Origin of the sequence: Sphingomonas sp. JC676, from assembly GCF_014489075.1 — a bacterium.
In the GTDB taxonomy this organism is placed as follows: Bacteria; Pseudomonadota; Alphaproteobacteria; order Sphingomonadales; family Sphingomonadaceae; genus Sphingomonas.
The window spans coordinates 337,410-362,807 of sequence record NZ_JACTGR010000006.1 but is presented as its reverse complement, the minus strand read 5'-3'; the positions used below and the strand labels follow the sequence as shown (position 1 = coordinate 362,807).

At 66.8% G+C, this 25,398-nt stretch carries 23 protein-coding genes, 1 pseudogene and 1 riboswitch; of the genes and pseudogenes, 6 read left to right on the top strand and 18 right to left on the bottom strand.

What is annotated here, in order from left to right:
- Positions 1–4 precede the first annotated feature (4 nt).
- Both IAG41_RS20310 and IAG41_RS20305 read right to left on the bottom strand, forming a co-directional pair.
- Complete coding sequence (locus IAG41_RS20310) at positions 5–1,627, bottom strand: alpha-glucosidase family protein (protein ID WP_222950783.1); 1,623 nt, start codon at positions 1,625–1,627, stop codon at positions 5–7.
- Positions 1,624–3,408: an alpha-amylase family glycosyl hydrolase gene (locus IAG41_RS20305; RefSeq protein ID WP_187730526.1), complete on the bottom strand. Its 1,785-nt coding sequence runs from the start codon at positions 3,406–3,408 to the stop codon at positions 1,624–1,626. The genes IAG41_RS20310 and IAG41_RS20305 overlap by 4 nt, the downstream gene beginning before the upstream one ends.
- Positions 3,409–3,601: 193 nt before the next feature.
- Between IAG41_RS20305 and IAG41_RS20300 the strand changes: the two genes are divergently transcribed.
- Positions 3,602–4,654 carry a LacI family DNA-binding transcriptional regulator gene (locus IAG41_RS20300; protein ID WP_187730482.1) on the top strand — a complete coding sequence of 351 codons (1,053 nt, stop codon included), beginning with the start codon at positions 3,602–3,604 and terminating at the stop codon, positions 4,652–4,654.
- A gap of 182 nt (positions 4,655–4,836) precedes the next feature.
- On the top strand, positions 4,837–5,070 hold the full coding sequence (locus tag IAG41_RS20295) for a hypothetical protein (RefSeq protein ID WP_187730481.1): 234 nt from the start codon (positions 4,837–4,839) through the stop codon (positions 5,068–5,070).
- Between the two features lie 36 nt (positions 5,071–5,106).
- On the opposite strand, the gene IAG41_RS20290 is transcribed toward IAG41_RS20295, so the two are convergent.
- From IAG41_RS20290 to IAG41_RS20280, 3 genes are all read right to left on the bottom strand, one after another.
- Positions 5,107–6,606, bottom strand: a complete 1,500-nt coding sequence (locus IAG41_RS20290) for a tryptophan halogenase family protein (RefSeq protein WP_187730480.1) — start codon at positions 6,604–6,606, stop codon at positions 5,107–5,109.
- A gap of 80 nt (positions 6,607–6,686) precedes the next feature.
- Complete coding sequence (locus IAG41_RS20285) at positions 6,687–9,605, bottom strand: TonB-dependent receptor (protein WP_316251191.1); 2,919 nt, start codon at positions 9,603–9,605, stop codon at positions 6,687–6,689.
- A 165-nt stretch (positions 9,606–9,770) separates the two neighbouring features.
- Complete coding sequence (locus IAG41_RS20280) at positions 9,771–10,442, bottom strand: DUF6445 family protein (RefSeq protein ID WP_187730479.1); 672 nt, start codon at positions 10,440–10,442, stop codon at positions 9,771–9,773.
- Positions 10,443–10,530: 88 nt separating this feature from the next.
- A riboswitch (ZMP/ZTP riboswitch) is annotated at positions 10,531–10,611 on the top strand.
- A gap of 15 nt (positions 10,612–10,626) precedes the next feature.
- On the opposite strand from IAG41_RS20280, the gene IAG41_RS20275 reads away from it, so the two are divergent.
- The gene (locus tag IAG41_RS20275) at positions 10,627–11,316 is read left to right on the top strand and encodes a DJ-1/PfpI family protein (RefSeq protein WP_187730478.1); all 690 of its coding nucleotides are present in this window, start codon (positions 10,627–10,629) and stop codon (positions 11,314–11,316) included.
- A complete protein-coding gene (locus IAG41_RS20270; protein WP_187730477.1) occupies positions 11,309–12,655 on the top strand; it encodes a cytochrome P450 in 1,347 nt (448 codons plus the stop codon). The genes IAG41_RS20275 and IAG41_RS20270 overlap by 8 nt, the downstream gene beginning before the upstream one ends.
- Here the strand turns inward: IAG41_RS20270 and IAG41_RS20265 are convergent.
- The 4 genes and pseudogenes from IAG41_RS20265 to IAG41_RS20250 all read right to left on the bottom strand — a co-directional run.
- Positions 12,652–13,305, bottom strand: a pseudogene (locus IAG41_RS20265) (UdgX family uracil-DNA binding protein); the annotation flags it as partial. The gene IAG41_RS20270 and the pseudogene IAG41_RS20265 sit on opposite strands and share 4 nt — an antisense overlap.
- A gap of 3 nt (positions 13,306–13,308) precedes the next feature.
- On the bottom strand, positions 13,309–14,328 hold the full coding sequence (locus IAG41_RS20260) for an SO2930 family diheme c-type cytochrome (RefSeq protein WP_187730475.1): 1,020 nt from the start codon (positions 14,326–14,328) through the stop codon (positions 13,309–13,311).
- Positions 14,329–14,338: 10 nt separating this feature from the next.
- The gene (locus IAG41_RS20255; RefSeq protein ID WP_187730474.1) at positions 14,339–15,529 is read right to left on the bottom strand and encodes a parallel beta-helix domain-containing protein; all 1,191 of its coding nucleotides are present in this window, start codon (positions 15,527–15,529) and stop codon (positions 14,339–14,341) included.
- A gap of 79 nt (positions 15,530–15,608) precedes the next feature.
- A complete protein-coding gene (locus tag IAG41_RS20250) occupies positions 15,609–16,091 on the bottom strand; it encodes a hemerythrin domain-containing protein (RefSeq protein ID WP_187730473.1) in 483 nt (160 codons plus the stop codon).
- Between the two features lie 135 nt (positions 16,092–16,226).
- Here IAG41_RS20250 and IAG41_RS20245 point away from each other — a divergent pair, with 135 nt between their 5' ends.
- Positions 16,227–17,426: a hypothetical protein gene (locus tag IAG41_RS20245; RefSeq protein WP_187730472.1), complete on the top strand. Its 1,200-nt coding sequence runs from the start codon at positions 16,227–16,229 to the stop codon at positions 17,424–17,426.
- A gap of 6 nt (positions 17,427–17,432) precedes the next feature.
- Here IAG41_RS20245 and IAG41_RS20240 read toward each other — a convergent pair whose 3' ends face one another.
- The 9 genes from IAG41_RS20240 to IAG41_RS20200 form a co-directional block, all read right to left on the bottom strand.
- Positions 17,433–17,840 carry a hypothetical protein gene (locus IAG41_RS20240; RefSeq protein WP_187730471.1) on the bottom strand — a complete coding sequence of 136 codons (408 nt, stop codon included), beginning with the start codon at positions 17,838–17,840 and terminating at the stop codon, positions 17,433–17,435.
- A 61-nt stretch (positions 17,841–17,901) separates the two neighbouring features.
- Complete coding sequence (locus IAG41_RS20235) at positions 17,902–18,435, bottom strand: demethoxyubiquinone hydroxylase family protein (protein WP_187730470.1); 534 nt, start codon at positions 18,433–18,435, stop codon at positions 17,902–17,904.
- Positions 18,432–18,917: a disulfide bond formation protein B gene (locus tag IAG41_RS20230; RefSeq protein WP_187730469.1), complete on the bottom strand. Its 486-nt coding sequence runs from the start codon at positions 18,915–18,917 to the stop codon at positions 18,432–18,434. The genes IAG41_RS20235 and IAG41_RS20230 overlap by 4 nt, the downstream gene beginning before the upstream one ends.
- 4 nt (positions 18,918–18,921) lie before the next feature.
- Entirely contained in the window at positions 18,922–20,253 is a 1,332-nt protein-coding gene (locus tag IAG41_RS20225; protein ID WP_187730468.1) for a S41 family peptidase, read from the bottom strand.
- A gap of 94 nt (positions 20,254–20,347) precedes the next feature.
- Positions 20,348–21,538, bottom strand: a complete 1,191-nt coding sequence (locus tag IAG41_RS20220) for a murein hydrolase activator EnvC family protein (RefSeq protein ID WP_187730467.1) — start codon at positions 21,536–21,538, stop codon at positions 20,348–20,350.
- Positions 21,538–21,960: a 23S rRNA (pseudouridine(1915)-N(3))-methyltransferase RlmH gene (locus IAG41_RS20215; protein WP_187730466.1), complete on the bottom strand. Its 423-nt coding sequence runs from the start codon at positions 21,958–21,960 to the stop codon at positions 21,538–21,540. Before IAG41_RS20215 ends, IAG41_RS20220 begins: the two co-directional genes overlap by 1 nt.
- Before the next feature lie 20 nt (positions 21,961–21,980).
- The gene (gene rsfS / locus IAG41_RS20210) at positions 21,981–22,298 is read right to left on the bottom strand and encodes a ribosome silencing factor (protein WP_262408796.1); all 318 of its coding nucleotides are present in this window, start codon (positions 22,296–22,298) and stop codon (positions 21,981–21,983) included.
- 77 nt (positions 22,299–22,375) lie between these two features.
- Positions 22,376–23,035, bottom strand: a complete 660-nt coding sequence (locus IAG41_RS20205; RefSeq protein ID WP_262408784.1) for a nicotinate-nucleotide adenylyltransferase — start codon at positions 23,033–23,035, stop codon at positions 22,376–22,378.
- Positions 23,032–24,291 (bottom strand): glutamate-5-semialdehyde dehydrogenase, encoded by a 1,260-nt coding sequence (locus IAG41_RS20200; protein ID WP_187730464.1) that lies wholly within the window; start codon positions 24,289–24,291, stop codon positions 23,032–23,034. Before IAG41_RS20200 ends, IAG41_RS20205 begins: the two co-directional genes overlap by 4 nt.
- 48 nt (positions 24,292–24,339) lie before the next feature.
- Here IAG41_RS20200 and IAG41_RS20195 point away from each other — a divergent pair, with 48 nt between their 5' ends.
- Positions 24,340–25,398 (top strand): DUF3667 domain-containing protein, encoded by a 1,059-nt coding sequence (locus IAG41_RS20195; RefSeq protein ID WP_187730463.1) that lies wholly within the window; start codon positions 24,340–24,342, stop codon positions 25,396–25,398.

Sequence of the window (25,398 nt, the reverse complement as noted above, 5' to 3'; positions counted from 1 at the left end):
ATCCTCATCCCAATTTCGTTGTGACCAGGGCGCCATAGCCCTCGAAGTGCCAGCTTTGCACGCCGGTTTCCATGACCGGCCGCCAGCGATCCGGCTGGGACGGGCTCCAGATTTGCGGTTCGGGCGACAGGTTGAAGACGCAGAGCAGGGTCTCTTCGTCGCTCAAACGCTCGAAGGCGAGCATCGCCTCGCCCGCTTCCACCACGCGGATGTCGCCGGTCAGCAGCGCTGGATGCTCCTTGCGCAACGCAAGCACCTGCCGCGTCCAGTTGAGGAGCGAGTCCGGATCCGCCTCCTGCCGGTCCACCGCCAGGGCAGTGTGATCGGCGCCGACCGGCAGCCACGGATCGACCGAAGAGAAGCCGAGCTGCGCCGCGCCCGACTGCCAGGGCATCGGCGTACGCGCGCCGTCGCGGGAAAGGGTGCGCGGCCAATTGGCGATCGCCTCGGGATCCTGCAGATCATCGAACGGCACGTCGACCTGGGTTAGGCCGAGCTCCTCGCCATAATACAGGAAGATGTTACCGCGCAGCGCGGCGAGCAGCAGCATCTTCATGCGGGTGAAGCGCTCGCGATGCTCGAGGGACGCCCATCGCGACACGGCACGGGGAGCATCGTGGTTCTCGAACGCCCAGCTGGGCCAGCCCGTGCCGGGGCGCTCGGGCCATTTCGCCACCGCGTCGGCAACCGCTTTGGGCGTGAGCGCCGGCGCATAGAGGAAATCGAAGCCATAGGCGCTGTTGAGGCGGCGGTCCTCGGCAGTGAACAGCTTCATCTCGCCGTCGCTGTTCGGGCCGCCGACTTCGGCGACGGTGAAGCGGGCGTCATATTCATCGAACACGCCGCGGAGGCGTTCGAGGAAGCCGGGGATCGCGGCGTGGCTCTGATTGTATTTGTGGAGCTGGAAATCGAACGGGCGCGTGCGCGGCTTGCCATTGTCGGGCGCGGGCGGATTGTCGCGGAATTCGGGATCGAACATCATGAAATTGATCGCGTCGATGCGAAACCCGTCGACGCCGCGATCGAGCCAGAAGCGGGTGATGTCGATAAAGGCGGCCTGCACGTCGGGATGATGGCCGTTGACCTGCGGCTGCTCCTTGAGAAAATTGTGCATGTAATATTGGCCGCGGCGCGCGTCCCAGGTCCAGGCCGGACCGCCGAACACCGATTGCCAGTTGTTGGGCGGCGAGCCGTCCGGTTTGGCGTCGCGCCAGACATACCAGTCGGCGCGCGGATTATCGCGGTTGGCGCGACTCTCGACGAACCAGGGATGCTGGTCCGAAGTGTGCGCCCAGACCTGATCGATGATGAGCTTGAGGCCCAGTTCGTGCGCACGCGCAACCAGCGCATCAAAATCGGCGAGCGTGCCGAAGATCGGATCGACGTCGCGATAATCGGCCACGTCATAGCCGAAATCGGCCATCGGCGACTTGAAGAAGGGCGACAGCCACACCGCTTCGACGCCCAGCTTCGCGACATAGTCGAGATGCGCGGTGACCCCTTGGAGATCGCCGATGCCGTCGCCGTTGGAATCGGCGAAGCTGCGCGGATAGATCTGGTAGATCGCGGCACCGCGCCACCATTCGCGGTTGGCGCCGGACTGGGTAAGCGGAACTGGAAGGGTCATCGAGGGGCCTTCATGGCGCATACGGCATAGCCGAACGGCGCGAGGGTGATGGTCAGGCTGCCGGGCGCCGAGGCGCGGGCGGCGCACCCGGCGCCGGCCAGGGTTTCGGCGGAAACGGCTTCGGCGCCGATCTCGACCTGGCGCTGGAGCGGCACGGCGGAGGAATTGAACGCCAGCAATATTTCGGTCCCCGTCGTCGGATCGAAACGCGACAGCGCGAGCAGACCGGGCGCATCGCTGCGCGCACGCAACATCTCGCGACCGCGGGTCAGCGCCGGCGTCGCGACGCGCAGGCGGGCGAGTTTGGCGATTTCCTGGAACAGGGGATTGTCCTGCCCGAAATGTGCCGTCGCAGTGGTGGTATCGGTCCCGAGCAGGCGGTTGTCGTTGTAGCTGGCGACCTTGCTGGCGAACATGTCCTCGCGCGCATCACGGTCGCGCCCGTCGCCCACGAAACCCTGCTCGTCGCCCGCATAGATGGTGGGCACCCCGCGCAAGGTCAGCAGCATCGCATGCGCGAGCTCGACCCGCGCCAGTATCTCGGCCTCGCTTGCGGCAGGGAATGCCTTGCGCACGAAAAAGGCGAGCCGGCCGTCATCGTGATTGCTGATAAAAGTCGGCAGCTGTGCGGCGGTCTCGAAGCCGTTCGGATAGAGCGCGTCGCCATTCACCAGTCTGTCCCAGGCGCCGGGCTCCTGCGTGCCGGTGACGGTCTGCAGGATCGCCTGGCGCGTGGCGAAATCGAGTACGGCCGGCAGGCGATCGACCAGAGTGTGCCGCGCCAGCATCCCGACATCGAGCGTCTGCAGCGCGACTTCGCCGAAGATGTGGAAATTGGGGATGCCCTTGGCCTTCGCCCGGGCCAGCATCGCCGGCACGAACGCCTGCCAGAATTCGGGCTCGACATGGCGCGCGGTGTCGATGCGGAAGCCGTCCACGCCGTAGCGGTCGATCCAGCCGCCGAAAATGTCGATCATGCCCTGCACGACGCGCGGATTCTCGGTCATCAGATCGTCGAGGCCGGAAAAGTCGCCGAGCGTGCTGCTCTCGCCCGCAAAGGTCGAGTTGCCGCGGTTGTGGTAATAGATCGGATCGTTGAGCCAGGCCGGCGCCTTCACCGTTTTTTCCGCGTCAGGCACGAACGGCGTGTAGGCGTAGCGCGGATCGGTGAGGTGCGCGAAATTGGCCGCGCTGCGGTCGTCCTCGCCCGTGAAGCCCGGATTGATCGGCGCGCCCGCAATGCCGCCGCGGCGTCGATAGGGATAGTTCGCGCGATCGCGATACGGGCAATCGGCCCCCGGCGGACATTCACGATACTGGATCACGTCCGCCGTGTGGTTGACGATGATGTCCATATAGACCTTCATCCCCCGCGCATGCGCGGCATCGACCAGCGCGGCGAAATCCTTATCGGTGCCGAAATGCGGATCGACATGGGTGAAGTCGGTGATCCAATAGCCGTGATAGGCGGCCGATTCATGCCCCGGCGGGCCCTGCACCGGCTTGTTGCGGAAGATCGGGCCGACCCAGATCGCGGTCGCGCCGAGCGCCTGGATATAGTCCAGCCGGCGGATCAGGCCCTTCAGATCGCCGCCGTGATAGAAGCCCGCGGCGGTCGGGTCGTATCCCGTCTTCAGCCGGTCGCCGGTCTGGCCGCCGCGATCGTTGGACGGATCGCCATTCTCGAAGCGATCGGGGAGCAGGAAATAGATGATCTCGTCCTGCGGCAGACGCGCGCGGAAATCCGGCGTCTGCTGCGCGCGCGCGGGATTGCTCCCCATGCTGCCAAGCAGAAGGGCAAGGATCGCCGCCGTTCGTATCGCCAGACCGTGCAAGCGCTCCCCCTTCGCAGGCCCGGTCTGCTGCCGGGCATGTCGCGCGCCGTTCTGGGTGCAGCGGCGCCGGAAGCCAAGCGCATGGCATACGTATTCAAGATCGCTTCCCCCACCCCTCCACCTGCTGTATTCCATTGTGATGGAAGCCAAGCTCAAGGCACGCGGCACGGCGGGAGGCAACGTCAAGCCGACCTCGTTCGATATCGCTGCGCTGGCCGGGGTCTCGCAGCCGACCGTCAGCCGCGCGCTGCGTGGCGATCCGACGGTGAGCGAGGCGACCCGGATGCGCGTCGAAGTGATCGCGCGCCAGCTGAACTACACGGTCGACAAGCACGCATCGTCGCTCAGGCGCGGGCAGAGCATGACGCTCGCCTTGCTGTTCTTCGAGGACCCGCTGCCCGACGACAGCTATATCAACCCCTTCTTCCTCTCGATGCTCGGATCGATCCTGCGCGCCTGCGCAGCGCGCGGCTATGACCTGCTGACTTCGTTCCAGCAGCTCTCGGCCGACTGGCACATGGATTATGAGGACAGCCGCAAGGCTGACGGGATCATCCTGCTCGGCTATGGCGATTACGAGCTCTACAAGTCGCGGCTGGAAGCTTTGGTCGCGCAGGGCACCCATTTCGTGCGCTGGGGTTCGGTCGATCGGCTCGGCCTGGGCACTACGATCGGCTGCGACAATCTCGCCGGCGGGCGCACCGCAGGCGAGCATCTGATCGAGCGCGGACGGCGCAGGATCGCCTTCCTGGGGCATTGCGACGATCATTATCCCGAGTTCCGCGACCGCTATAGCGGGTTGGTCGAGGCGATGCGCGCCGCGAACCTGCCGGTCGATCCGGGTCTCCATGCCGATTCCTTGTCGGTCGAGGAGGACGGGTATGAAGCGACGCAGCGATTGCTGGCGCGCGGCATCCCGTTCGACGCGATCTTCGCCGCATCGGACCTGATCGCGCTGGGCGCGATGCGCGCGCTGACCGAGGCGGGATTGCGCGTCCCCGACGATGTCGCGATCGTCGGCTTCGACGGCATTCCGGCCGCGGCGACCACCCAGCCGCCGCTCACCACGGTCGCGCAGGACTATCGCCACGCCGGCGAGCTGCTGGTCGATGCGATCGTGCGGCAGATCACCAACAAGCCGGCCGACACCACGCTGTTGCAGCCGCGCCTGGTGGTGCGCAATTCGACCTAGGACGGCGGACGCCGAGGAGCAGCGCTCCATATCTGTCACCCCGGACCAGTTCCGGGATCCACGCTTCCGCGAGCGAGCCGGCAGAGGCCCGGTGCATTCGTCTGCCCCCCGGTGGGCCCCGGAACCAGTCCGGGGTGACGAAGAAGAGAAGGTGCTCGGAGCCTGGGACGTGGACTCGTAAAATGGACTGTCTGCTAACGCCACATTTTGCAGAAATTGACGGCTTCTCCTTTTGCGGACAGCCTGACGGGATGAAGCGCCGCACCCTGCTCATCGTCATCGCAACGCTGCTCGTCGGCATCTCGGTAGGTTGGACAGGTCGCGGCTTTATCGCGAGCGACCGCTGCCTGGACCGCGGTGGAGCTTGGGATGATGGCCTCGACGCCTGCAAGCTGCCAATTGGGAATGGCCGCTAACCACCATCTCCGACATTCCGGGTTTATGTTCACAACCTAGCCCTGCCGCGCCGCACAGTTGCGCGCGATGAAATCGGCATGGCCGGGCAGCGCCTCCGCCTCGCGCCGATAGAGCAGTTCCAGCGTCTCCATATATTCGGCGAGATCCGCCGCCGGGATCTGATCGGCCAGGGGATGATGGCGCCGCGCCTCGACGCCCTGCCCAGCAAGCACCTGCAGCCACCCATCCTCGGTGAACAATTCCTCATGCTCGCGCACGATCGTGCCGGCGTCGCGCCAGAGCTCGATCTTGGCGAGCAACGTGTCGGGCAAGGTCATTTCGCGGCATGCCTGCCAGAAAGGCTCGGGCCTGGCGTTCGCCCAATAATGCAGGATCAGGAAGTCGCGGATCCGTTCGATCTCGAAATCACTCTCGCGATTATATTCGTCGCGCAGCGCATCGGCGACCGGCAGCGTCGGCAACAGCTTGAGCAGCCGCGAGACCGCGGCTTGGATCAGATGGATGCTGGTCGATTCGAGCGGCTCGAGGAAACCGCTGGCAAGGCCCATCGCCACGACATTGCGGTTCCAGGCGCGCCGGCGCCGGCCGGTGACGAAGCGCAGTGGGCGCGGCTCGGCCAGCGGCTTGCCTTCCAGATTGGCGAGCAAGACGTCCGCCGCCGCCTGGTCGCTGGTGAAGGCGCTGCAATAGACATGGCCGTTGCCAGTCCGGTGCTGGAGCGGGATTCGCCATTGCCACCCCGCTTCGCGCGCGATGGCACGGGTATAGGGAAGCGGCGCACCGACATTGGCGGTCGGCACCGCGAGCGCGCGGTCGCAGGGCAGCCAGCGCGACCAGTCCTCATAGCCGGTCTCAAGGGCTCCTTCGATCAGCAGCCCGCGAAAGCCGGTGCAATCGAGGAACAGGTCGCCATCGATGCGCTGGCCCGATTCCAGCACGAGCGCGGCGACGTCGCCATTCTCGACCCGCGCCACCTCGGCGATCTTGCCCTCGATCCGCTCGACGCCGCGATTTTCGGCGAAGCGGCGCAGGTAGGCGGCGTAGAGCCCGGCGTCGAAATGGAAGGCGTAGGGAATGGGCGGGATCGCCGCGGCGGTGAGCGGACCACCGCGATGCATGCGGCCCGCGCGGGCCGCGGTCTCGTTCATCGAATAGGCGTGGAGCGGCTTGGCGATGCCCAGACCGCGCGCCCGGAGCCAGTAATGCTGGAAGGCGATCAGCCCGACATCGCGCCCGATATCGCCGAACGCGTGCATGTAGCGATGGCCGGGCTCGGTCCAGCCGTCGAACTCGATGCCCAGCTTGAAGGTGCCGCCGGTTGCGCGCAGGAACGCGTTCTCGTCGAGCCCCAGCGCCTCGTTGAACAGGCGGATCTGGGGGATCGTCGCCTCGCCGACGCCGACCGTGCCGATCTCCTCGGATTCGATCAGCCGGATGCGGTAGCCGCTTTCGAGGAAACGCCCGAACGCCGCGGCGGCCATCCAGCCGGCGGTGCCGCCGCCGGCGATGACGATGGTGACCGGGTCCTGCTGCATGCTTCAGCCTCGCGCATCGAAGAAAAGGGCTGCCGCCGCGTGATGCGACGGCAGCCCTGTATAGCCGGGAGGGGCCGGGATCAGAATTTGTAGGAAAGGCCGATATAATAATCGCGGCCGTAGCGCTGGTAATCGATCACCTGGCGCGGATCGTTGTTCTGATAGGTGACGAACGGACGGTCGGTCAGGTTCTTGGCCTGGGCCAGGATCGAGAAGCCCTGCAGGAAGCCGGACTGGAACTCGTAGCCGATCTGGGCGTCGAGAATGCCTTCCGACTTGGCGGTGCGATAGGTCGGCGCGGCCGAGAGGCCGGCGACTTCGGCCAGGAACGACGAGCGATAGCGGTAGCTGGCGCGCGCCTGGAAGCCCCATTTCTCGAAATAGGCGGTGCCGCTGAGCGTCCAATCCGAGAGACCCGGCAGCGTGATCGCCTGGTTCGGATTATTGGCATATTTGATCGACGAGTAGGTGTAGTTGCCGGTCGCAAACACGCCGAACCCGTCCAGCGCGCTGGTCATCACCTTGAACGGCAGCGAGATCGTGGCTTCGCCGCCCAGCACCTGGCCGCGGCCGGTATTGGCCGGTGCCGCGACGGTGCCGAGGGTGAGCCCATTGGCGATGACGATCGCCTGCTGTGCCGGCGTCAGTGCGCCGAGCAGGCCCGAGAAATCATAAGGCAGCTTGTTGTTGGGATCGACGAAGTCGGTCAGGTCCTTGAAATAGCCCGACAGCGCAACATAGCCGCCGCCCGCGAAATATTTCTCCACCGACAGGTCGATGTTGGTCGATTTGTACGGTCGCAGCGCCACGTTGCCGCCGGTCGACGTGAACACCGGGTTCAGCCCTGGATTGGTGTTGTTGAGCTGGATGTTGCCGAAGTTGATCGCCACGTCCTGCGTCACGCGTTCCTGGTCGAGCCGCGGCCGGACCATCGTCTGCGACGCGCCGAGCTTGATGTAGCCGCCCGGGATCAGCTCGACCGACATGGTCGCGCTGGGCAGGAAATCGGTATAGGTCACCTTCTCGAACGCGGGTGCGATCGTGACGGCGCCGTTGTTGACGCTGGCGATCTGACCGTCCGAGCTCTGATCGCTATGGACCACCTGCAAGCCGATCGAACCCTTCAGCGCCTTACCACCTACCGTGCCGTCGATGTTCAGCTTGCCATAGCCGGTCCACACCTTCTCCGTCACCGTATTGTCGCGCACCAGCGACACGGGGCGGCCGTCGAACGCGGCGTTGAGCGCGTTGTGGTAGACGTAGAGCGGATCCCAGGTGAGCATCTTGGGGATGCCCAGATAGTCGAGCGGGATGTTCTCGCCCAGCAGCGCGGCGGTGGGCAGCGGCGCGGACAGCGGCGTGCCGCTCGCAACCGTGCAGTTGGTGCCGCCGCCGGTGGGGCACAGGAAATAGGAGGTGAAGGCGCTGGTCTTCTCGCGCTGCGAATAATTGCCGCCGACTTCCCAACCCCTTATTGCGCCGCCCCCGAACTCGCCGTTCAGGCTGGCGCGGAGCGACTTGAGATCGTCCTTGAAGCTCGGGCGGTTGAGGAAGCCCGACTGGACCACCTGCTGCGTGCCGTTATTGCCCCAGCCCTGCGGGTCGGTCAGCTTGAAGATGTTGGTGTCGGTATAGTCGAGCGTCGGCACGATGCGATAGGTGCCGTTACCGTTCTGGGTGACGGTGACGGTGTCGGGCAGGCCGCTCTTGGCGAAGCCCGAACCGGTGTTGGTCTCCAGCAGGAAATCGGTGCGGGTGGCGCGCGACCAGCTCGCATCGACGTTGAAGTGGATGGTGTCGGTGAGCCTGAAATCGTTGTTCCAGCCCAGCGAGATGTTCTCGGCCTTGCGCTGGTTATAATCGTTGCGCTGCACCGCGAAGACATTGCTGAAGGTCGTCTTGGTCGCAAAGCCGTCGTCGACGGTGATGCCGCTCTTCACCGGATCGGAGAAGCCGAGCGGGAACTCGATGCCGCGCAGGAGCTGCGTTTCCTCGAAATGCGAATAGAGCGCGTCGAAGGTCGAGTGGAAGCTGTCCGACGGCTCCCATTCGATCGTGCCGACCGCGCCATAGCGCTTCAGCTCGTTCGACTGGACATAGGGCTTGGCGCCACCCAGCACGAACGGGTCGGCGGCGGTGCCGCTGCCCGCATAGCCCCAGGCATTGTAGCGCTCGTCCTGCGACGGGGTCTTGGTCGCCGAGACGCCGATCGCGATGCCGAGCGTGTCGTTCGCGAACTTGTCGACATAGGTCGCCGAGGCGCGATAGCCGTAGCGCGAGCCATCCGGATTGAGCTTATCGATGCCGTTCATCTGGCCGCGCACGTTGATCGCGATGATCCGGTTGGGCTGATCGAGCGGACGCAGCATGCGCAGATCGACGGTGCCCGAGATGCCGGCCGCGATCAGCGAGGCGTCGGCGGACTTGTAGACATTGACGTTACGGAAGAATTCCGACGGATACTGGTCATATTCGACGCCGCGATTGTCGCCGACGGTGACCTGTTCGCGGCCGTTGAGCAACGTCGTCGAGAAATCGGGGCCGAGGCCGCGGATCGACAGGCGCTGATCGCGGCCCTCGAGCCGCTGCGCGGTGACGCCGGGCAGGCGGGCAAGCGCGTCCGCGATCGAGACGTCGGGCAGCTTGCCGACATCCTCGGCGGAGACCGAGTCGACGATCAGCGTGGCGTCACGCTTGATCCGCGCGGAATTGGCAAGGCTGGCGGTGATGCCGGTGACGACGATCGCGGTGCCGTCATCGACAGTGTCGTCGAAGGTCTGCTGCTGGCTGGCTTCCTGATCGGGCGTGGGGTTCGCCGCGGGCGCCGGCGCCTCTACGGTTGCGACGGAAGTAGGATTGGCGTTCGGTGACTGCGGGTTCGGCGCTTCCTGCGCGAACGCGGCGCCGCCGGTGACCAGGAAGATGCTGCTGAGCGCAACGGTGCTGGAGCGCAGCGCGAGACGCGCGCGCGCTGAAAAACCGGAATCGATATGGGACACTGAAATCCTCCCCTGTCGGTGTCATGCCCCCGCCCGCTCCATCACGGACGATCGACTGACCCATTCCCGGCGCTTGTGGACGGGGGGGTGCCTAGTGCCAAGTCGGCCACATACGTATTCAGTTGGCAGCCATGCAGGGCGTTGTTTTTCCGCAACAGCAGCGTGTTACCGCGCAGCATCCAGGAAGGTGTTGACCGTCAGCCGCCCGACGGCCGGGTCTTCACTCAACACCATGGCCTGCGGAATCGCTGCGCAATGGAGTGTATTCGAGCGATAGAGGATCGCGCGATTATAGTGTCCTTGGTGCATCGCAATCTGTTCGAACAGTGGCGTGTCACCGGCGATGTAACTTGCGTCTGGCAGGCCCGCGCGCGCGATGTCCGCCTGCAGCGCGGCGCGATATTCGGGCAGGCGCGCGGCATGGATCGATTCAAAACCGGTGCTGCGGTGCCGGTAGAATGCGGTCCCGCTGCTCTCGTCGCGCGACAGGAAATGCAGCAAGGCGAGCCGGCTCGGCGATACCTCGTCGAAATGCGGCAGCCGCTGGATCGGCGTGAGCGCCGATCCAGGCCTGGTCACCAGCGAGTAGAATGCGTCGACGATCTCCAGCTTCGCGATGCCGAACACGCTTTCGGCGATCGGCTCCAGCTGCACCAGCAGGTCGCGCAGCATCGCGGGCGCGACGGCGGCGCGCACGCCCGGATAATGCTCGCCCATCGGCCGCAGCGACAGGAACGAGACATCGTCGAGGAAGCGATCGGCATCGGCGAACCGGTCGATCACGACCACCGGCTGCTGCTCGATGCCATGCGGTACGACGGAGACTTGCCAGGACATGGCATCGCTGTGGCATCGTCGGCCTTGCAAGATCAACCGGGATCGGAGCCGAGCGCACTTCCCGCCCGGCCCCAGCTGCGCTATCCTGCGGCTCTCGCGTGACTGGCGATCTGGATGGAGCACCATCGGGAAGCGCGGGGTTTTCGGCCGCGTCGCCTGGGCACCCTTCCCGACGGAGGATCGCATGCCCGAACCCTTGCACATCGCCTTCCTGCTCTTCCCCGACGTCACCCAGCTCGACCTGACTGGCCCCGCGCAGGTCCTGTCCCGCCTCGGCAACGCCAAGCTCGATCTTGTCGCGAAGACCCGCGATCCGGTGCGCACCGACGCGCAGTTCGCGCTCCTGCCCACCGCCACCCTCGCCGAAATACAGCGCACCGACATCCTCTGCGTGCCGGGCGGCTTCGGCACCGTCGCGGCGATGGAGGATACCGAGACGCTCGACTGGCTGCGGCGCATGGCGGCGGAAGCCCAATGGGTGACGAGCGTCTGTACCGGATCGCTGCTGCTCGCCGCCGCGGGGCTGCTGACCGGCTATCGCGCCGCCTGCCATTGGGCGTCGCGCGAGCAGCTCGCCTGGTTCGGCGCCGAGCCGGCGGCCGAGCGCGTGGTGTTCGACCGCAACCGCGTGACCGGCGGCGGCGTGACCGCGGGGATCGACTTCGCGCTGGCGCTCACTGCCGCGATCCGGGGTGAGGCGCATGCCCGCTTCGTCCAGCTCAGCCTGGAATATGATCCCGCACCACCCTTCGACAGCGGCTCCCCTGAGCGCGCCGACGCGGCGACGCTCGAACGCTATCGCACGATGGTCGAGAAGTTCGCGCCCGGGCGCGCCGAAAAGGTCCGGCGCATCGCGGAGTCGCTGCGTGGCTGATCCGCGTTTCGTGCCCGTCCATCCGCCGCGCCCGGCGCAGATGTCCTCGGCATGGCGCAGCCTGTTCAACGAGCATGCCCGCAATTCAGTCGCGGGCTGGTCGCAGCTCGCCTTCACCGAATGGCATACCAGGCGCAACGTGCTGGGCACGATCGTCCATATCCCGCGCCACCCCGCCGCGATCGAGCGGGTGCTGCTCGGCAACGCCGCCAATTACGAGAAGCCGCGGCTGGTCAAGCGCGTGCTGGCGCCGCTAATCGGACGCGGCCTGCTCAGCTCGGACAGCGAATTGTGGCGCGCGCAGCGCCGCATCGTCGCGCCGAGCTTCGCGCCCGGCGCCGTCGCCCAGCTCGCCGGCCTGATCGCGCAGGCGGCCGAGCGGCGCATGGCGACATGGCCCGATCGGGGCCGGCTGGATATCGCCGCGGCTGCCACGGGCACCACCATGGCGATCATCGCCGATGCTTTGTTCTCGGGCGATCCGCGCCTCACCAGCGGCGCGGCGGCGCGCAACATCGAAGCGGCACTGCTCGCCGCGGGGCAGGTGCGGATCACGGCTTTGCTCGGCTTTCCCGGCATCCGGCTCAACCGCACCGCATGGCGCGGCGAACGCGGGCGGCGCTATCTGCGCGAGACGCTCGCCGCCATCGTGCGCGAGCGCGGGCCCGAGGGCGGTGACGATTTCCTCGGGGCGATGATCCGCGGGCTGCACGAACGCTTTCCGTCCGAAGAGGCGATGGCGCTCGCGACCGACAATGCGGCCACCTTCTACGTCGCCGGCCATGAGACCACCGCCAATGCGCTGGCGTGGAGCATCTATCTGCTCGCCGGCGACCAGGCGGTGCAGGACCGGGCACGCGAGGAGGTGCGCGCCGAGATCGGCGGCGACCCCGAAACGCTGGCCGATCGCCTGCCCTATCTGCGCCAAATACTGGACGAGGCACTCCGCCTCTATCCGCCTGCGCCGCGTTTCGAGCGCGAGGCGATGGCCGATGACGAACTGCACGGCGTTCCCATCGCCAGGGGCAATATCGTCTCGGTCTGGCCCTGGCTGGTCCACCGCCACCGCAAATTATGGGACGATGCCGACGCGTTCGACCCGGATCGCTTCGCGCCGGGCCACGAGGCGGGGCGCCACCGCTTCCAGTACATCCCCTTTGGCGGCGGCCCGCGCGTCTGCGTCGGCGCGCGCTTCGCGATCGTCGAGGCGTTGGTGATCCTCGCCCACTGGCTCGCCGCGCGGCGCTTCACGCTTGCCGATGGGTTCGCGGTCGATCCGCTTGGCAGCGTCACGCTGCGTCCGCGCGGCGGACTGGTGGTCGAGGTGTCGCCGGCCTAGTCCAGGCTGGTCTTGGCCGTCTTAAGATCCTCGACGAAGCGGCCAAACTCGTCATCGGCCTCTCCACGATCCTGGATGCGCAGCAAATAGCTCGGATGGATGGTGATCCAGCCCAGGCCACCGCCTGGCAGATCGATCGGCTTTCCGCGCTCGCGCCCGATCGTCACCGTCTTGCCGAGCAGCGCCCGCGCCGCGGTGGCGCCCAGCGCGACCGTCACCTCGGGCTTCACCAGCAGACTCTCCCACTCGATCCACCAGCGGCACGCGGTGATCTCGCCGGCGTTGGGCTTTGAATGGATGCGGCGCTTGCCACGCTGCTCGAATTTGAAATGCTTGACTGCATTGGTGACGTAGACGCTGTCACGCGCGATCCCCGCCCCCGCGAGTGCGCGGTCGAGCATCTGCCCCGCCGGGCCGACGAATGGTCTGCCCGCCAGATCCTCCTGGTCACCCGGCTGCTCGCCGATCAGCATCATCCGCGCATCGGCCGGGCCTAGGCCGAAAACGATTTGGGTAGCGCGCTTGTAAAGATCGCAGCGGGTGCAGGACGCGGCCTCGTCGCGCAGCGCCGCCCATGCCGCCGCGATATTGCTACCCTGTCGTGTCCGCGCCGCTTGCGCCATCGCCGTCTCCCGCGCCCGCCCGGAAGCGGCTCAACGCTTCGGAGCGGCTTTCGGCATCGAATCGATCCACTGACGGATCAATGCCACGCCTTTCTTGTGGACGGTCGCGCGGCCCAGTTCGGGCATGGCGATGCCGGGATCGGTCGATTCCATCCGGAAGGTGAGGATCGAGGCGTCGGCCGCGCCGGGCACGATATCGAAATCGCGCGTGCCGCTGCCCCGTCCCGCCGCCGTCGGCCGCTTGAAGATGCCGCGCGATTCGGCATCGGTACGGGCCAGCTCAAGAAACAGGCCCGAGTTGGACGCTGCGCCCGCCGGGTTGTGGCAATGCGCGCAGTTGATCTCGAGATAGGCGCGCGCCCGCGCTTCGAGCGGTGAGCCCGCCTCGTCCCAGCGCGCGACGCGTGGCGCATCGGCCGGCAATCGGTCCAGCATGCCTGCCGAGAGCAGTATCTCGAGCTGCCCGCCATGGTTGAGGTACCGCGCCTTCACCCCGATCGGGGTCACTTGGCCGGCGAGCCCGTGGCAATCCTTGCATTGGTTCTGATTGGGCACGGCATAGCTGATATCGTGCGGTTCGCCCGCGTTGTCGGTGAAATGGACCGGGATGCGCGTCCCGGCGCGCCGCACGTCCGCATCGGTGCCGTCAGCATTCCAGACATAGGGTATCGGCACCCAGCCCTCGGCGCGATGGAGAAGCACGCGCGTCTCGAGCGGCTTGAACGCACCGTTCACCTGATAGCCGAAGGTCTTCACCAGCGCCGAGCCGACCGGCAGGTCGAGCGCCTTGTCCGGCTCGTACTTGGCCTGCTTGCCGGCGGGGACGTAGATGTACCGTTCCTTCTCGGCATAGTCCGAGAAAAGCGCGGTCTCGAGATCGTAGCGCATCAGGCGCTGCGCGGGCGCGCGCGCCTTCAGATCGGTGAAGAAGTCGAATTCGGAAAGATGCGCGGGAAAGCCCTGGCCGGTGATCGCCGCGTCATTGACACCGCCCGGCCGGCCGAGCAGCGCCGCCGTGAAGATCGCAATCGCACCCAGCAACAGCTTCATGCCTTGGACCTCACCGGGCAGCCGCCTCCATCGCATCGGACAGCTTGACCGGCGGCAGCGGCGCGGGCGCGGCACCGGCAAGCTTCGGCATGTCGGGCCTGGCGGTCTCGATCGGCGCACCAAGCGCGAGGCCGAGCGAGAGCACCGGCACGGAATCGTTGACGACCAGCTTCACCTCCGCGCCGCCGGTGCCGTCCCAGAAGATCGGCGGCAGTGTGCCGCCTAGCGCCGCCGCGAGCTGGACGCCGCCCGGCATCGCCGGCGCGAAACCGGCGCGGCCATGCTTGTTGGGCTGGATGGTGATGTTGCGCGGGAGCGGATCATAGCCCTTGTCCTCGAAGGGCTGGCGATAGGCGACGACCATGATGTTGGCGGTCCCGTTTCCGCTCAGCTCGTTGTTGGCGACCAGCACGTCGTTCTCGGCCATGATCAGCACGCCGGTGCCGGTCGGCACGGTGGCAACGGTATTGCCCTTGGGCGCGAAATTGGGCGTGTCGTTGTCGACTACCTTGTTGTTGCGCACCGAGACATGCCCCTCGCCGCGCCGGGGCAGCGCCGGAAGGTCGAACACCAGGATGCCGCCGGTATTGTGCGTGGCGAGATTGTCATGGACGTCGGCATGGCCGCTATTCTCGATCTCGATGCCGGCGACATTGAACATCGCCGTCGAGTTGCGGACGATGATCTTGTTCGACTGGCCGACATAGATGCCCGCGTCCGAAGCACCCTTCACGGTGACGCCGTCGATCAGCACGTCGCTGCTCTCGACCGGATATACGCCGTACGCGCCGTTGCTCGCCTTGGGCCCGCCGGTCCATTCGACGCGGACATTCTTGTAGACGATGCGGTCCGCACCCTTGGACTTGATGCCGTCGCCCTTCGAATCCTCGACCGCGAAGTCGCGCAGCACCACATCGTCCGAGGTGACGAGCAACCCTTCGCCCGCGCCCAACTGGCCCTTGAAGCTGAGCACGGTCTTGTCGGGGCCCGCGCCGCGCACCGTGACGCCGCGCACGTCGAGGCTCAATCCGTCGGTCAGCTCGAACCGGCCCGCGCCGATCCGGACGACATCGCCGGGTTTGGCGTCGAGCAAGGCACCCTGCAGCCGCTCCTGCGCGTTGGGCCCGGCTTCCACGGTGATGTCGCGCGCCAACGTCGGAGTCGCGGCCAGCAGCGCGGCAAGCGCACAGAGTCGAAGCATCCCTCTCTCCCTCGGGTATTTTTCGGCGATGATACGCAAGCCCGGGGGAATTGACAGTCCTGTCAGTTACGCGCGCCAATCATTCGCGTTGGTCGCCTGGGAGATGCGCCTCGGCACGCGCCAGCTCGCGCGGCTTGCGCTCCTCGAACACCTTGCCGAGCCGCTCCTCCTCGGCGCCCGACAGCTCCTTGGCCGCGGTGGGGAACATCTCTTCCTCCTCCTCGTCGATATGATGGGTGTAGCGGTGGCGCATTTCCTTGAATTTCGGCAGCCACGCACTCGAGTGCATCTCCATCTCGACCAGTTCGCCGAGCATGTCGTCGACTTCCTTGTGCTCGCTCACCGAATGCCGGGCGTCCTCGCGCAGATCGGGCCTGGCGAGCATCGTCGCATAAAGCGATTCCTCCTCGGCGGCGGCATGCGCCTGCAGTTCCTTGCGCAGCGTTTCGAACAGTTCGCGCCGCTCCGCGCTGTCGCCCGAGGTTTCGGCCAGCCGCGCCATCAATGCGCGTTGCCGGTCATGGTCGGCGATCAGATCGGCAAAGATGCGTGCGTCGGCCATGGTTCGTTCTCCCAGTTTCGCCTGTCCAACGGATCGCGCGGGAAACGGTTCAAGCGTCCGGCGCTTCGCTGACCGATCGGCGCGATGGACGCTCGCCGCCACGCCGACTAAACCGCGCGCGATAAGGGGTGGGAAATGCGGCGTGCGATCGATCGGCAACTGATCTGGCTGGCGCTGGTGCTCGCTATCACCTGCACCCTCGGCTGGCTGTTCAAGGCGCATTGCACGCCCGGCGGCTGGACCGACGGCGAGCAATATACCACCGGCTGCTACAACGACGCCCTGCCCTTCTGGCGGATGCGCGGCGTCGACAAGGGGCAGCTCCCCTATCTCGAGGCGCGAATGGAGTATCCGGTGCTGACCGGCGCCCAGATCTGGGTGGAGGGGGTTGTCACCCACGCGTTGTTCGGTTCGAAGGCGCATGATTTCCAGTTCCTGGCGGTGGTGAGCGCGGTCAACGCGCTGTTCGCCGGGCTGATCCTCTGGCTGTTCTGGCAGGCCGGCATGGACCGGCCAAGGCTATGGGCCTGGGCGGCGGCGCCGCCGCTGATCCTCTATCTCGGCCATAATTGGGATCTGGGCGCCGGTGCGCTTGCGGTGGGGGCGATGCTGCTCGCGCGCAGCGGCAGGCTGGTACCGGCAGCAGCGACGGCCGCGCTGGGCGCCGCCGCGAAGCTGTTTCCGGTGCTAATGCTGCCGCTGATCGGTCTGGGCGCAGTGTTCGGCGAAGGCGATTGGAAGCGCCGGCTGCGTCGCGCCGCCGCGTGCACCGCGGCCGCGCTCGCCGCCTGGGGCGTGGTCAACCTGCCGATCGCGCTGATCGCGCCGGCAAACTGGTCCGAATTCTATCTTTTCTCGCAGGAGCGCCCGGGCACCATGGCCTCGATCTGGGCGATAGCGGGCAATATGGGCTGGTGGGGGCCCAGCATCGCCGAGCGCAATTTCTACGCCGCCGCGCTGTTCGTCGCCGGCGCCGCGCTGATCGTCGCGCTCGGCTGGCGGCAACATCGTACGCATCTCTGGGTGCTGTTCACCCCGGTGCTCGCCTGGTTCATGCTGACCAACAAGGTCTATTCGCCGCAATTCGACCTGTGGCTCTATCCGGCGCTGGTGATGACCGCGCCGCGGCTGTGGCCGGTGGCGCTGTTCGTGGCCGGCGACATCGCCGCCTATTTCGCGGAATTCTGGTTCTTCGCCGGGATGGAGAATGCCTGGCCCTACGCCACGACCACCGACATCGCCATGTGCGCTGGTTTCCGCGCCGCTGCGATACTGCTGATCATCGTCGATGCCGTGCGGCGCGATCCGCCGAAGTGGCTCCTGCGCAAGGCCTGAGTGCGCTCAGGGCAGCGGCAGGGTGGCCTCTTCCGCCTTGCGCGCCTTCACATCGGCCTTGGCCTTGGTCGCCTGGCGGACGAAGCAGCCGGTGCCGCCGCCAGCGCCGACCGTGGAGCAGCTGCCGGTGCCGAAATTGCCGGCTTCCAGCGCATCCTGCGAACGCACCGCCCAGCTCTCGGTCTTTTGCGGAGCCCCGGGCTGGTCGCGCAGCGTCTTGGGGATGCGGAAGCGCTCGGCCTCGTCGAGCCGCTGGCAGACGACGATTTCCTCGCCATTGTCGTTGGTCGGGCACTTGTCCTGGCCATAGATGATCAGGACGCCGTTCTGCGCGGCATTCTGCGCGTGCGCCACACCCGGTATCAGCATTGGCAGCGCGACGGCGCCGGCCAGGAACGCGATCCTCTTCAGCATCGGTCTTCTCCTCGAAAGTCCGAACCCGGGCATTGTACATGCCCCGATTGAACAGCGCCTGTCATATACGTTTGGACAGCGCAATTGCGACCCGGCACCCCGCGCGGATCATACCAGACAGTAACGGATAGCCCGGCGTGGTTTCCGCGCCCGCGGCGATCGCCGTGTCGCGATGCTCCAACTCCTCGTCCCGAAACTCGGCCACCGCCTTGCTCAGCTCGGGATCGCTATCGCCGAGCAGATCGAGCTGGCTGCGATAATGGCGGTCGATCTCGGTCTCCACCGCCGCGGTGCACGCCATCGCCGCGCGCGGCCCCATTGCCGCCGTCACCGCGCCCAGCGCGAATCCCGCGACGTTCCAGAACGGCTGGAGCACGGTCGGCCGCACGCCTCTTCGCGCGATCATCGCGTCGAAAAAGGCGCGGTGGCGCTCTTCCTGATTGGCCATGCCGGCGATCATCCGCGCCGAAGGCGTGCGATCGCCCATCACGGCGAGCTGCCCGGCATAAATCCGCGTCGCGCCATATTCGCCGGCCTGGTCCACCCGGACCATCGCGTCGGTCGCCTCGCGTCGGTCGCCAGGCTTCCAGCTCATCTCAGGCCCCTGCGCACCGCCAGCGCGAAGATCGCCACCGCGCCGCCGAGCGAGAAGATCGCGTTGAAGCCCGCGAGACTGATTCCGAACAATTGCCATTGCGGTACGTCACAACGCACGAGCGGCTTGCGCAGTGCCTCGTTCAATATGTCCATCGGGTTGCCGGCGGTCAGATTGGTGGTGCAAGCGGTGATCCCCTGCCACCATTTATACTCGACGCCGGCATGGAAGACGCCGATCGCCCCGCTCAGCGCGATCAGCGCGCCGGCGACCAATACGAACAGCATCGTCACTGGGCGCGGGCGCACCACGAACGCGAGCAACGCGACCAGGATCGCGGCATAATGCGGCCAGCGCTGCCACATGCACATCTCGCAGGGCACCAGATGGCCGATGAACTGCGAACCGAGCGCCCCGGCCATCAGCGCGAGCGGGAGGAGGAGCGCGATCCACCGCGCCGTGCGAAGGCCGTCCGAGCGCATCGCCTTACTTGCCCTTGGTCGCGACCTGCGGCTTCGGCCCCAGTCGTGCGATCGTCTGGAGGGCGTAGTTGAGCTGGAAATCGTCGATGCCCTGCTTCTTCAGCTGTTCCGGAGTCGCCGAGAAGCGCGGATCGGCGCGGACATCCTCTTCGAGGACGCTGTCGTCCACCTTCTCCTGGTTGATCAGGTGGCGGCGCAGATCGGCTTCGCGCACCACCGGCCGGTCCTTGTAATCGGGATCGGAGATCTGGGGGACGAGAATGTCCGGCTTGATGCCGCCTTCCTGCACCGAATGGCCCGAAGGCGTGTAGTAGCGCGCCGTGGTGAGGCGCAGCGCGGCGCGCTGGCCCATCGGCAGGATCGACTGGACCGAGCCCTTGCCGAAGCTGCGCACGCCCATCACCAGCGCGCGGTGATGATCCTGGAGCGCGCCGGCGACGATCTCGGACGCCGAGGCGGTGCCCGAATCGACCAGCACGACCACCGGCAGCCCGCGCGCGAGATCGCCCGGGAACATGGATTCGGCATAATAGCGCTCGATGTCGTTCTTCTCGCGGCCACGCTGCGAGACTATCTCGCCATGGGTGAGGAACACGTCGGACACACCGATCGCCTCGCTCAGCAAGCCGCCGCCATTCTCGCGCAGATCGACGATATAGCCGAGCGGCTTGTGGCCCAGTTTCTTGTCGATCGCCTGGATCGCCAGCGCGGTGTCGCCCGCGGTCTGCGCGGTGAAGGTGTTGATGTTGATATAGCCGACGTTGCCCTTGATCTCCCACTTCACCGGCTTCTGGACGATGACTTCGCGCACCAGCGTGAACTGGAGCGGCTTGTCGGCGCCCGGGCGCACCACGGTGAGGCTGATCTTGGTACCCGGGGCGCCGCGCATCTGTTCGATCGCCTCGTCCAGGCTGCCGCCGACGATGAACTTGCCGTCGAGATGGGTGATGAAGTCGCCCGACTTGATGCCCGCGCGTGCCGCCGGCGTATCCTCGGTCGGCGCGATCACCTTCACCGCGCCGTCGACCTGAGTGACGGTGAGACCGAGGCCGCCGTAGTTGCCGTCGGTCTGGATCTTGAGATTGTCGAAATCGAGCCCGTCGGCATAGCTGCTGTGCGGATCGAGCGCCGAAAGCATGCCCTGGATCGCGCCCTTCACCAGCGTCTTGTCGTCGACCTTGTCGACGTAGTTCGCCTTCACCTGGTTATACACCTCCATGAAGGTGTCCAGCTCGCGATAGCTGTTGGTGTCGACGCCCGCCATGGCGCCCGAGGCAATCGGCACGAGCGCGAGCGCGCTGACGGCGGCGGTGACTTGAAGGAACGAACGCAGCATCAATTGGCTTTCTGGAAATACGCGTACTTATCTAGTGCAGGATAGCGGCTTTTCCACGGCGGGCAAACCAGAACCCCAGCTCGGGGCCCTGGCCTCAATCGAGCAGCTGGGTGAGGTCCATCGGTGTGCCGCGGCGGCGCAGCTCGACGGTGACGCGCGGCGCATCCCCGCCCGCGGCGCGACCGATCGCGCGGCCCTGCGCGACCTTGTCGCCGACGCGCACCGAAAGCGCCCCCAATCCTGAGACCAGACTGGTCCAACCCTTGCCGTGATCGATGATCACCACCCCGCCATAATCCCGGAATCCCGCAGCATAGACGATCGCGCCGCCCGCAGGCGCCACCGCCTGCGCGTTCGCGGCGCAGGTCAGGGTCACGCCCCGCGCGCGCACGCCGGTGGCCGAAAGCTCGCCCAGTCCGGTGACGACACGGCCGGAAACCGGCAGGCGATACGCCGCCGACCCCTGCCGCTGGAAGGCGGCCGGCCCGGCCTCGCCATTCTGCGCCGGGCGCGGCAGCGGACCCGGCAGCGCCGCCAGATCGGCCTGGACTTCGCTCGCCGCGCCAGCGCTCTCCATCTGGTCGACAATATCGCGCGCGCGTTCGCCGAGTGCCATCGCGCGGTCCGACTCGATCATCGCGCTGCGGCCGAGCTCGCTCGAGCGCAGGCGATGCCGTGCCTCGAGCTGGACCAGCGCATTGCGCTCGCCCTCCAGCCGCACCCTGCCTTGGCGCAGGCTGGCGACCGCCGTCTCGGCCGCGATGCGCAACCGCTTGACGCGGCCGAGCTCGGCGCGAACATCGGCGGTGCGCGCCGCGACCACCGGCATCGTCGTGCCGAGCACGGCGCGGACATGGACCATGTCCTCGGTCGATCCGGGCTGGACCAGCCCGAGCACCGGGGGGCGGCGCGCCATTGACTGCAGCGCCGCGATCAGTCGCACGACCGGCCCCTGCCCGGCGGCGACGCGCGCGCGTTGCGCCGCGAACAGCCGGTCGACGATCGCGATGCGCGCCTGCGCGGCCTGGATATCGGCCTCGGCCGCCTTGATCCGTTCGGCGGCGGCGGCCTCCTGGGCCCTGGCCTGCACCGCGCGGTCGCGCTCGCCGGCGGCGGCGCGCTCCAGCGCCTGCGAGCGCGCCTGGGCGGCCTGGGACTGGGCCTGCGCAGCACGAAGCCGTTGCTGCTGGTCCGCGATCCCCGGAACCTGCGCACCCGCAAGGCTGCCGGTCGCGAACATCGCGGTCAGCGCGGCGGCGAGAGCGAGGCTGCGCGCCGGTCCCATCAGCCTTCGCGATGATAGGGGTGGTTGGCGAGGATCGAGGCCGCCCGCCAGAGCTGCTCGGCGAGCATCGCGCGCGCCATCATGTGCGGCCAGGTCGCGCGGCCGAAGGACAGGAGGAGATGCGCCTCAGCCCGCTCGGCATCGCCGAAGCCGTCCGCGGCGCCGATCAGGAAACGCGCCTCGCGCACGCCATCGTCGCGCCATGCGCCCAGCCGTTCGGCGAACACGCGCGACGGCAAATTCTCGCCGGTCTCGTCGAGCAGGACGATTCGAGTCGCCGGCTCGACTGCGGGCACGCGCCCGCCGGTATCGGGAAGTTCGGTCACGCGCACCGGCCAGGAGACCCGCTTCAGATAGCGGTCGACCAGCTCCGCCTCGGGGCTGCGCCCGATACGCCCGCGCGCGACGATATGGAGCAGCATCTAGGCGGCTCCGACGGGAATCAGGCCTGGCCCGCGGCGGCCGTGTCTCCGAACGCCCACATGCGCTCGAGATTGTAGAAGCTGCGGACTTCGGGGCGGAACAGATGGACGATCACGTCGCCCGCATCGATCAGCACCCAATCGGCGGTGGGCAGGCCCTCGACGCGGGGGCTGCGGCCGAACTCGGCCTTGATCTTCTCGGCGAGCTTGGCGGCCATCGAGGCGACCTGACGCGTCGAGCGGCCCGAGGCGACCACCATGAAATCGGCGATGCTGCTCTTGCCTGCAAGCGGGATGGAAACCGTCTCGACCGCCTGGTCATCGTCGAGCGACGCCATCACGAGTCTATGCAGTGCTGCAACGCCGTCGGCGTCGGTCGAGCGCTGCACATTGGGGGAAGTGGCCAAGATAACTCCTAGGGTTGAACGCGTTCTGTGCCGAGGTGTGGATACGGCGCCGACCCCTTCAAAACACGGTTCTGAAGCAAGCCGAGGAATCGCCGGTGCCAGACGGGATCGGCGGCCCGAAGGCGTGTCGCCGAGGTAGGATCGGGGCGGAAGCGCAACAGCACGAGTGCCGGCAATCTCCATCGCGTCCAATTCTTTGCCTGACCTGCGGGCCGCACAACGCGCCGCAGCCAACCCATCGCAGGACTTGCGTGGGCCTGACGATCATAACCCGGACGGGCGATCACCGCAATCGGAACCTGCCGGGCGATATGGCGCCAGCGTTCCCAGCGGTGGAACTGGGCCAGATTGTCCGCCCCCATCAGCCAGATGAAGCGGTGGCGCGGATAGAGCCGCGGCAGCTTGGTGAGCGTATCGGCGGTGTAGCGCGTCTTCAGGCGCTTCTCGATCGAAGTGACGCGGATCGGCGCATGGCGCGCCATCGCCCTGGCGGAAGCCATCCGCGCGGCGAACGGCGCCATGCCCTTTTCGGGCTTGAGCGGATTGCCGGGCGAGACCAGCCACCACACTTCGTCGAGCTCGAGGGCGCGCAGGGCATGGAGCGAAAGCCGCCTATGTCCCTCATGCGCCGGATTGAACGATCCGCCGAGCAGCCCGATGCGCTTCAAGGTCGCGTCTGACCCGTGCCGCGAACGACCCATTTATAGGTCGTCAGCCCCTCGAGCGCGACCGGGCCGCGGGCGTGGAGGCGGCCGGTGGAGATGCCGATCTCGGCGCCCAGCCCGAACTCGCCGCCATCGGCGAACTGGGTCGAGGCGTTCCACATCACGATCGCGCTGTCGACCTCTGCCAGAAAACGTTCAGCCGTTGCCGCGTCCTCGGTGACAATCGCGTCGGTATGGTGCGAGGCGTGCCGGGCTATATGCTCGATCGCGCCGTCGGCGCCGTCGACCAGCTTCACCGACAGGATCGAGTCGAGATATTCGGTGTCCCAGTCGTCCGAATTGGCGGCCTGGGTGCGGGGTTCGATCGCACGGATTTCCGGATCGCCGCGCAGCTCGCAACCGGCATCGGCGAGATCCGCCAGGATCGGCCTGGGATCGGCGAAGCCGCGGTCGATCAGCAGCGTCTCGGTCGCGCCGCAGATGCCGGTGCGGCGCATCTTGGCGTTGAGCGCGAGCGAGCGCGCCATCTCCGGATCGGCGGCGCGATCGACATAGGTGTGGTTGATGCCGTCGAGATGCGCGAGCACGGGCACCCGCGCCTCGGCCTGGACGCGCGCGACCAGGCTCTTGCCGCCGCGCGGCACGACCAGATCGATCAGCCCCTCCGCCGTCAGCATCGCGCCCACCACCGCGCGATCGGTGACCGGGACGAGCTGCACCGCGTCGGCAGGCGCACCGCCCGCTTCGAGCCCACGCGCCAGCGCCGCGTGGATCGCGCGGTTGCTGCGGATCGCTTCCGAACCCCCGCGCAGGATTGCGGCATTGCCCGCCATCACCGCGAGCGCGCCGGCATCGGCGGTCACATTGGGGCGGCTTTCATAAATGATGCCGATCACCCCGATCGGCACGCGGATCCGCGTCAGCACCAGCCCGTTGGGGCGCTCGGCACGGTCGATGAGCTGGCCGACGGGATCGCTCAGCCGCGCGACCGCCTCCACGCCCGCGGCCGCCGACTCGACGCGGCCGGCATCGAGCCGCAGCCGATCGAGCAGCGCGCCGGAAAGGCCCGACGCCTCGGCTGCCGCCATGTCCTCGGCATTGGCGGCGACGATTGCGGCGCTGTCCTCGCGGATCGCTGCGGCGGCGGCGAGCAACGCCCGGCTCTTGGCGTCCGTCGGCATCGCCGCGAGCACGCGTGCGGCGGCGCGGGCGCGCTTGCCCATTTCGGCGATCAGCATATTCGTATCGGCATCAGCCATGCTGCACCCGCTAGCACGGCTGGGGCGAAGCTGGTAGGTCTTGGGCGCATGGGGGATTTTGACGCAGCAGGGGAACTTGTGACGGGCGGGCTGCTGGGCCGCGCCGTCGAGCCGCATCATGGCGAAGGCCAAGGCCAGGCCGGCGGAATCTGCCTCAATTGCGGCACCGCACTGATCGGCCCGCACTGCCATGAATGCGGGCAATCGGGCCATATCCACCGGTCGCTCGGCGCGATCGGGCACGAGATCCTGCACGGCGTCGCGCATTTCGAAGGCAAATTGTGGAAGACGCTGCCGCTGCTCGCCTGGCGGCCGGGTGACCTGACCCGGCGCTACATCGCCGGCGAGCGCGCGCGATTCGTCTCGCCGATGGCGATCTTCCTCTTCTCGGTCTTCACGATGTTCGCGGTGTTCCAGATCCTCGGCATCTCGACGCCTGCCGAGCTGAACACCGTCAACGGCAAGCCCCTGGCCACGATCCAACAGACCCGGCAGGAAGCCGTCGAGGAGCGCCAGGATGCGATCAAAGAGCGTGACGAACGCCCGGTAGGCGATCCGAAGCGCGCCAAATATGAGCGGCGCATCGCCGAGGCCGAGAATGACATTCGCGGGCTGGACACGGCCGCCAAGGCGATCGGGGAGAACCCCGTCAAGGTCACCACCAAGCTGACCGGCTGGCACGCACTCGATCACGGCATCGAGAAGTGGCAGAAGAACCCGGCGCTGATGCTCTACAAGCTGCAATCGAGCGTCTACAAATTCTCCTGGTTGCTGATCCCACTATCGCTACCGTTCGTCTGGCTGCTGTTCTTCTGGAAGCGCCAGTACAAGCTCTATGACCATACCGTGTTCATAACTTATTCGATCGCGTTCATGTCGATGCTGTTCATCGTGCTGACCGTGCTGGGCGCGGTGGGCGTGAGCACCGGCTGGCTGGTGACCGCGGGAATGCTGGTCCCGCTCGTCCATATGACGCGGCAGATGAAGCAGGCCTATCAGCTCGGCTGGTTCTCGGCGGTCGTCCGGACGCTGATCCTGTCCTGGTTCATCACCATCGTGATCACATTGTTCGTCAGCCTGCTGGTGCTGATGGGCATGTTCGGTTGA

Excerpts from the sequence above, each read along its gene's own strand:
- IAG41_RS20305 (WP_187730526.1), bottom strand. The coding sequence starts at position 3,408 with ATGGGGAGCAATCCCGCGCGCGCGCAGCAGACGCCGGATTTCCGCGCG.
- IAG41_RS20255 (WP_187730474.1), bottom strand. The coding sequence starts at position 15,529 with ATGCTTCGACTCTGTGCGCTTGCCGCGCTGCTGGCCGCGACTCCGACG.
- IAG41_RS20310 (WP_222950783.1), bottom strand. The coding sequence starts at position 1,627 with ATGACCCTTCCAGTTCCGCTTACCCAGTCCGGCGCCAACCGCGAATGG.
- IAG41_RS20195 (WP_187730463.1), top strand. The coding sequence starts at position 24,340 with ATGGGGGATTTTGACGCAGCAGGGGAACTTGTGACGGGCGGGCTGCTG.
- IAG41_RS20240 (WP_187730471.1), bottom strand. The coding sequence starts at position 17,840 with ATGCTGAAGAGGATCGCGTTCCTGGCCGGCGCCGTCGCGCTGCCAATG.
- IAG41_RS20260 (WP_187730475.1), bottom strand. The coding sequence starts at position 14,328 with ATGAAGCTGTTGCTGGGTGCGATTGCGATCTTCACGGCGGCGCTGCTC.
- IAG41_RS20280 (WP_187730479.1), bottom strand. The coding sequence starts at position 10,442 with ATGTCCTGGCAAGTCTCCGTCGTACCGCATGGCATCGAGCAGCAGCCG.
- rsfS (WP_262408796.1), bottom strand. The coding sequence starts at position 22,298 with ATGGCGTCGCTCGACGATGACCAGGCGGTCGAGACGGTTTCCATCCCG.
- IAG41_RS20295 (WP_187730481.1), top strand. The coding sequence starts at position 4,837 with ATGGACTGTCTGCTAACGCCACATTTTGCAGAAATTGACGGCTTCTCC.
- IAG41_RS20220 (WP_187730467.1), bottom strand. The coding sequence starts at position 21,538 with ATGGGACCGGCGCGCAGCCTCGCTCTCGCCGCCGCGCTGACCGCGATG.
- IAG41_RS20215 (WP_187730466.1), bottom strand. The coding sequence starts at position 21,960 with ATGCTGCTCCATATCGTCGCGCGCGGGCGTATCGGGCGCAGCCCCGAG.
- IAG41_RS20250 (WP_187730473.1), bottom strand. The coding sequence starts at position 16,091 with ATGGCCGACGCACGCATCTTTGCCGATCTGATCGCCGACCATGACCGG.
- IAG41_RS20230 (WP_187730469.1), bottom strand. The coding sequence starts at position 18,917 with ATGCGCTCGGACGGCCTTCGCACGGCGCGGTGGATCGCGCTCCTCCTC.
- IAG41_RS20235 (WP_187730470.1), bottom strand. The coding sequence starts at position 18,435 with ATGAGCTGGAAGCCTGGCGACCGACGCGAGGCGACCGACGCGATGGTC.
- IAG41_RS20225 (WP_187730468.1), bottom strand. The coding sequence starts at position 20,253 with ATGCTGCGTTCGTTCCTTCAAGTCACCGCCGCCGTCAGCGCGCTCGCG.
- IAG41_RS20200 (WP_187730464.1), bottom strand. The coding sequence starts at position 24,291 with ATGGCTGATGCCGATACGAATATGCTGATCGCCGAAATGGGCAAGCGC.
- IAG41_RS20300 (WP_187730482.1), top strand. The coding sequence starts at position 3,602 with ATGGAAGCCAAGCTCAAGGCACGCGGCACGGCGGGAGGCAACGTCAAG.
- IAG41_RS20245 (WP_187730472.1), top strand. The coding sequence starts at position 16,227 with ATGCGGCGTGCGATCGATCGGCAACTGATCTGGCTGGCGCTGGTGCTC.
- IAG41_RS20275 (WP_187730478.1), top strand. The coding sequence starts at position 10,627 with ATGCCCGAACCCTTGCACATCGCCTTCCTGCTCTTCCCCGACGTCACC.
- IAG41_RS20290 (WP_187730480.1), bottom strand. The coding sequence starts at position 6,606 with ATGCAGCAGGACCCGGTCACCATCGTCATCGCCGGCGGCGGCACCGCC.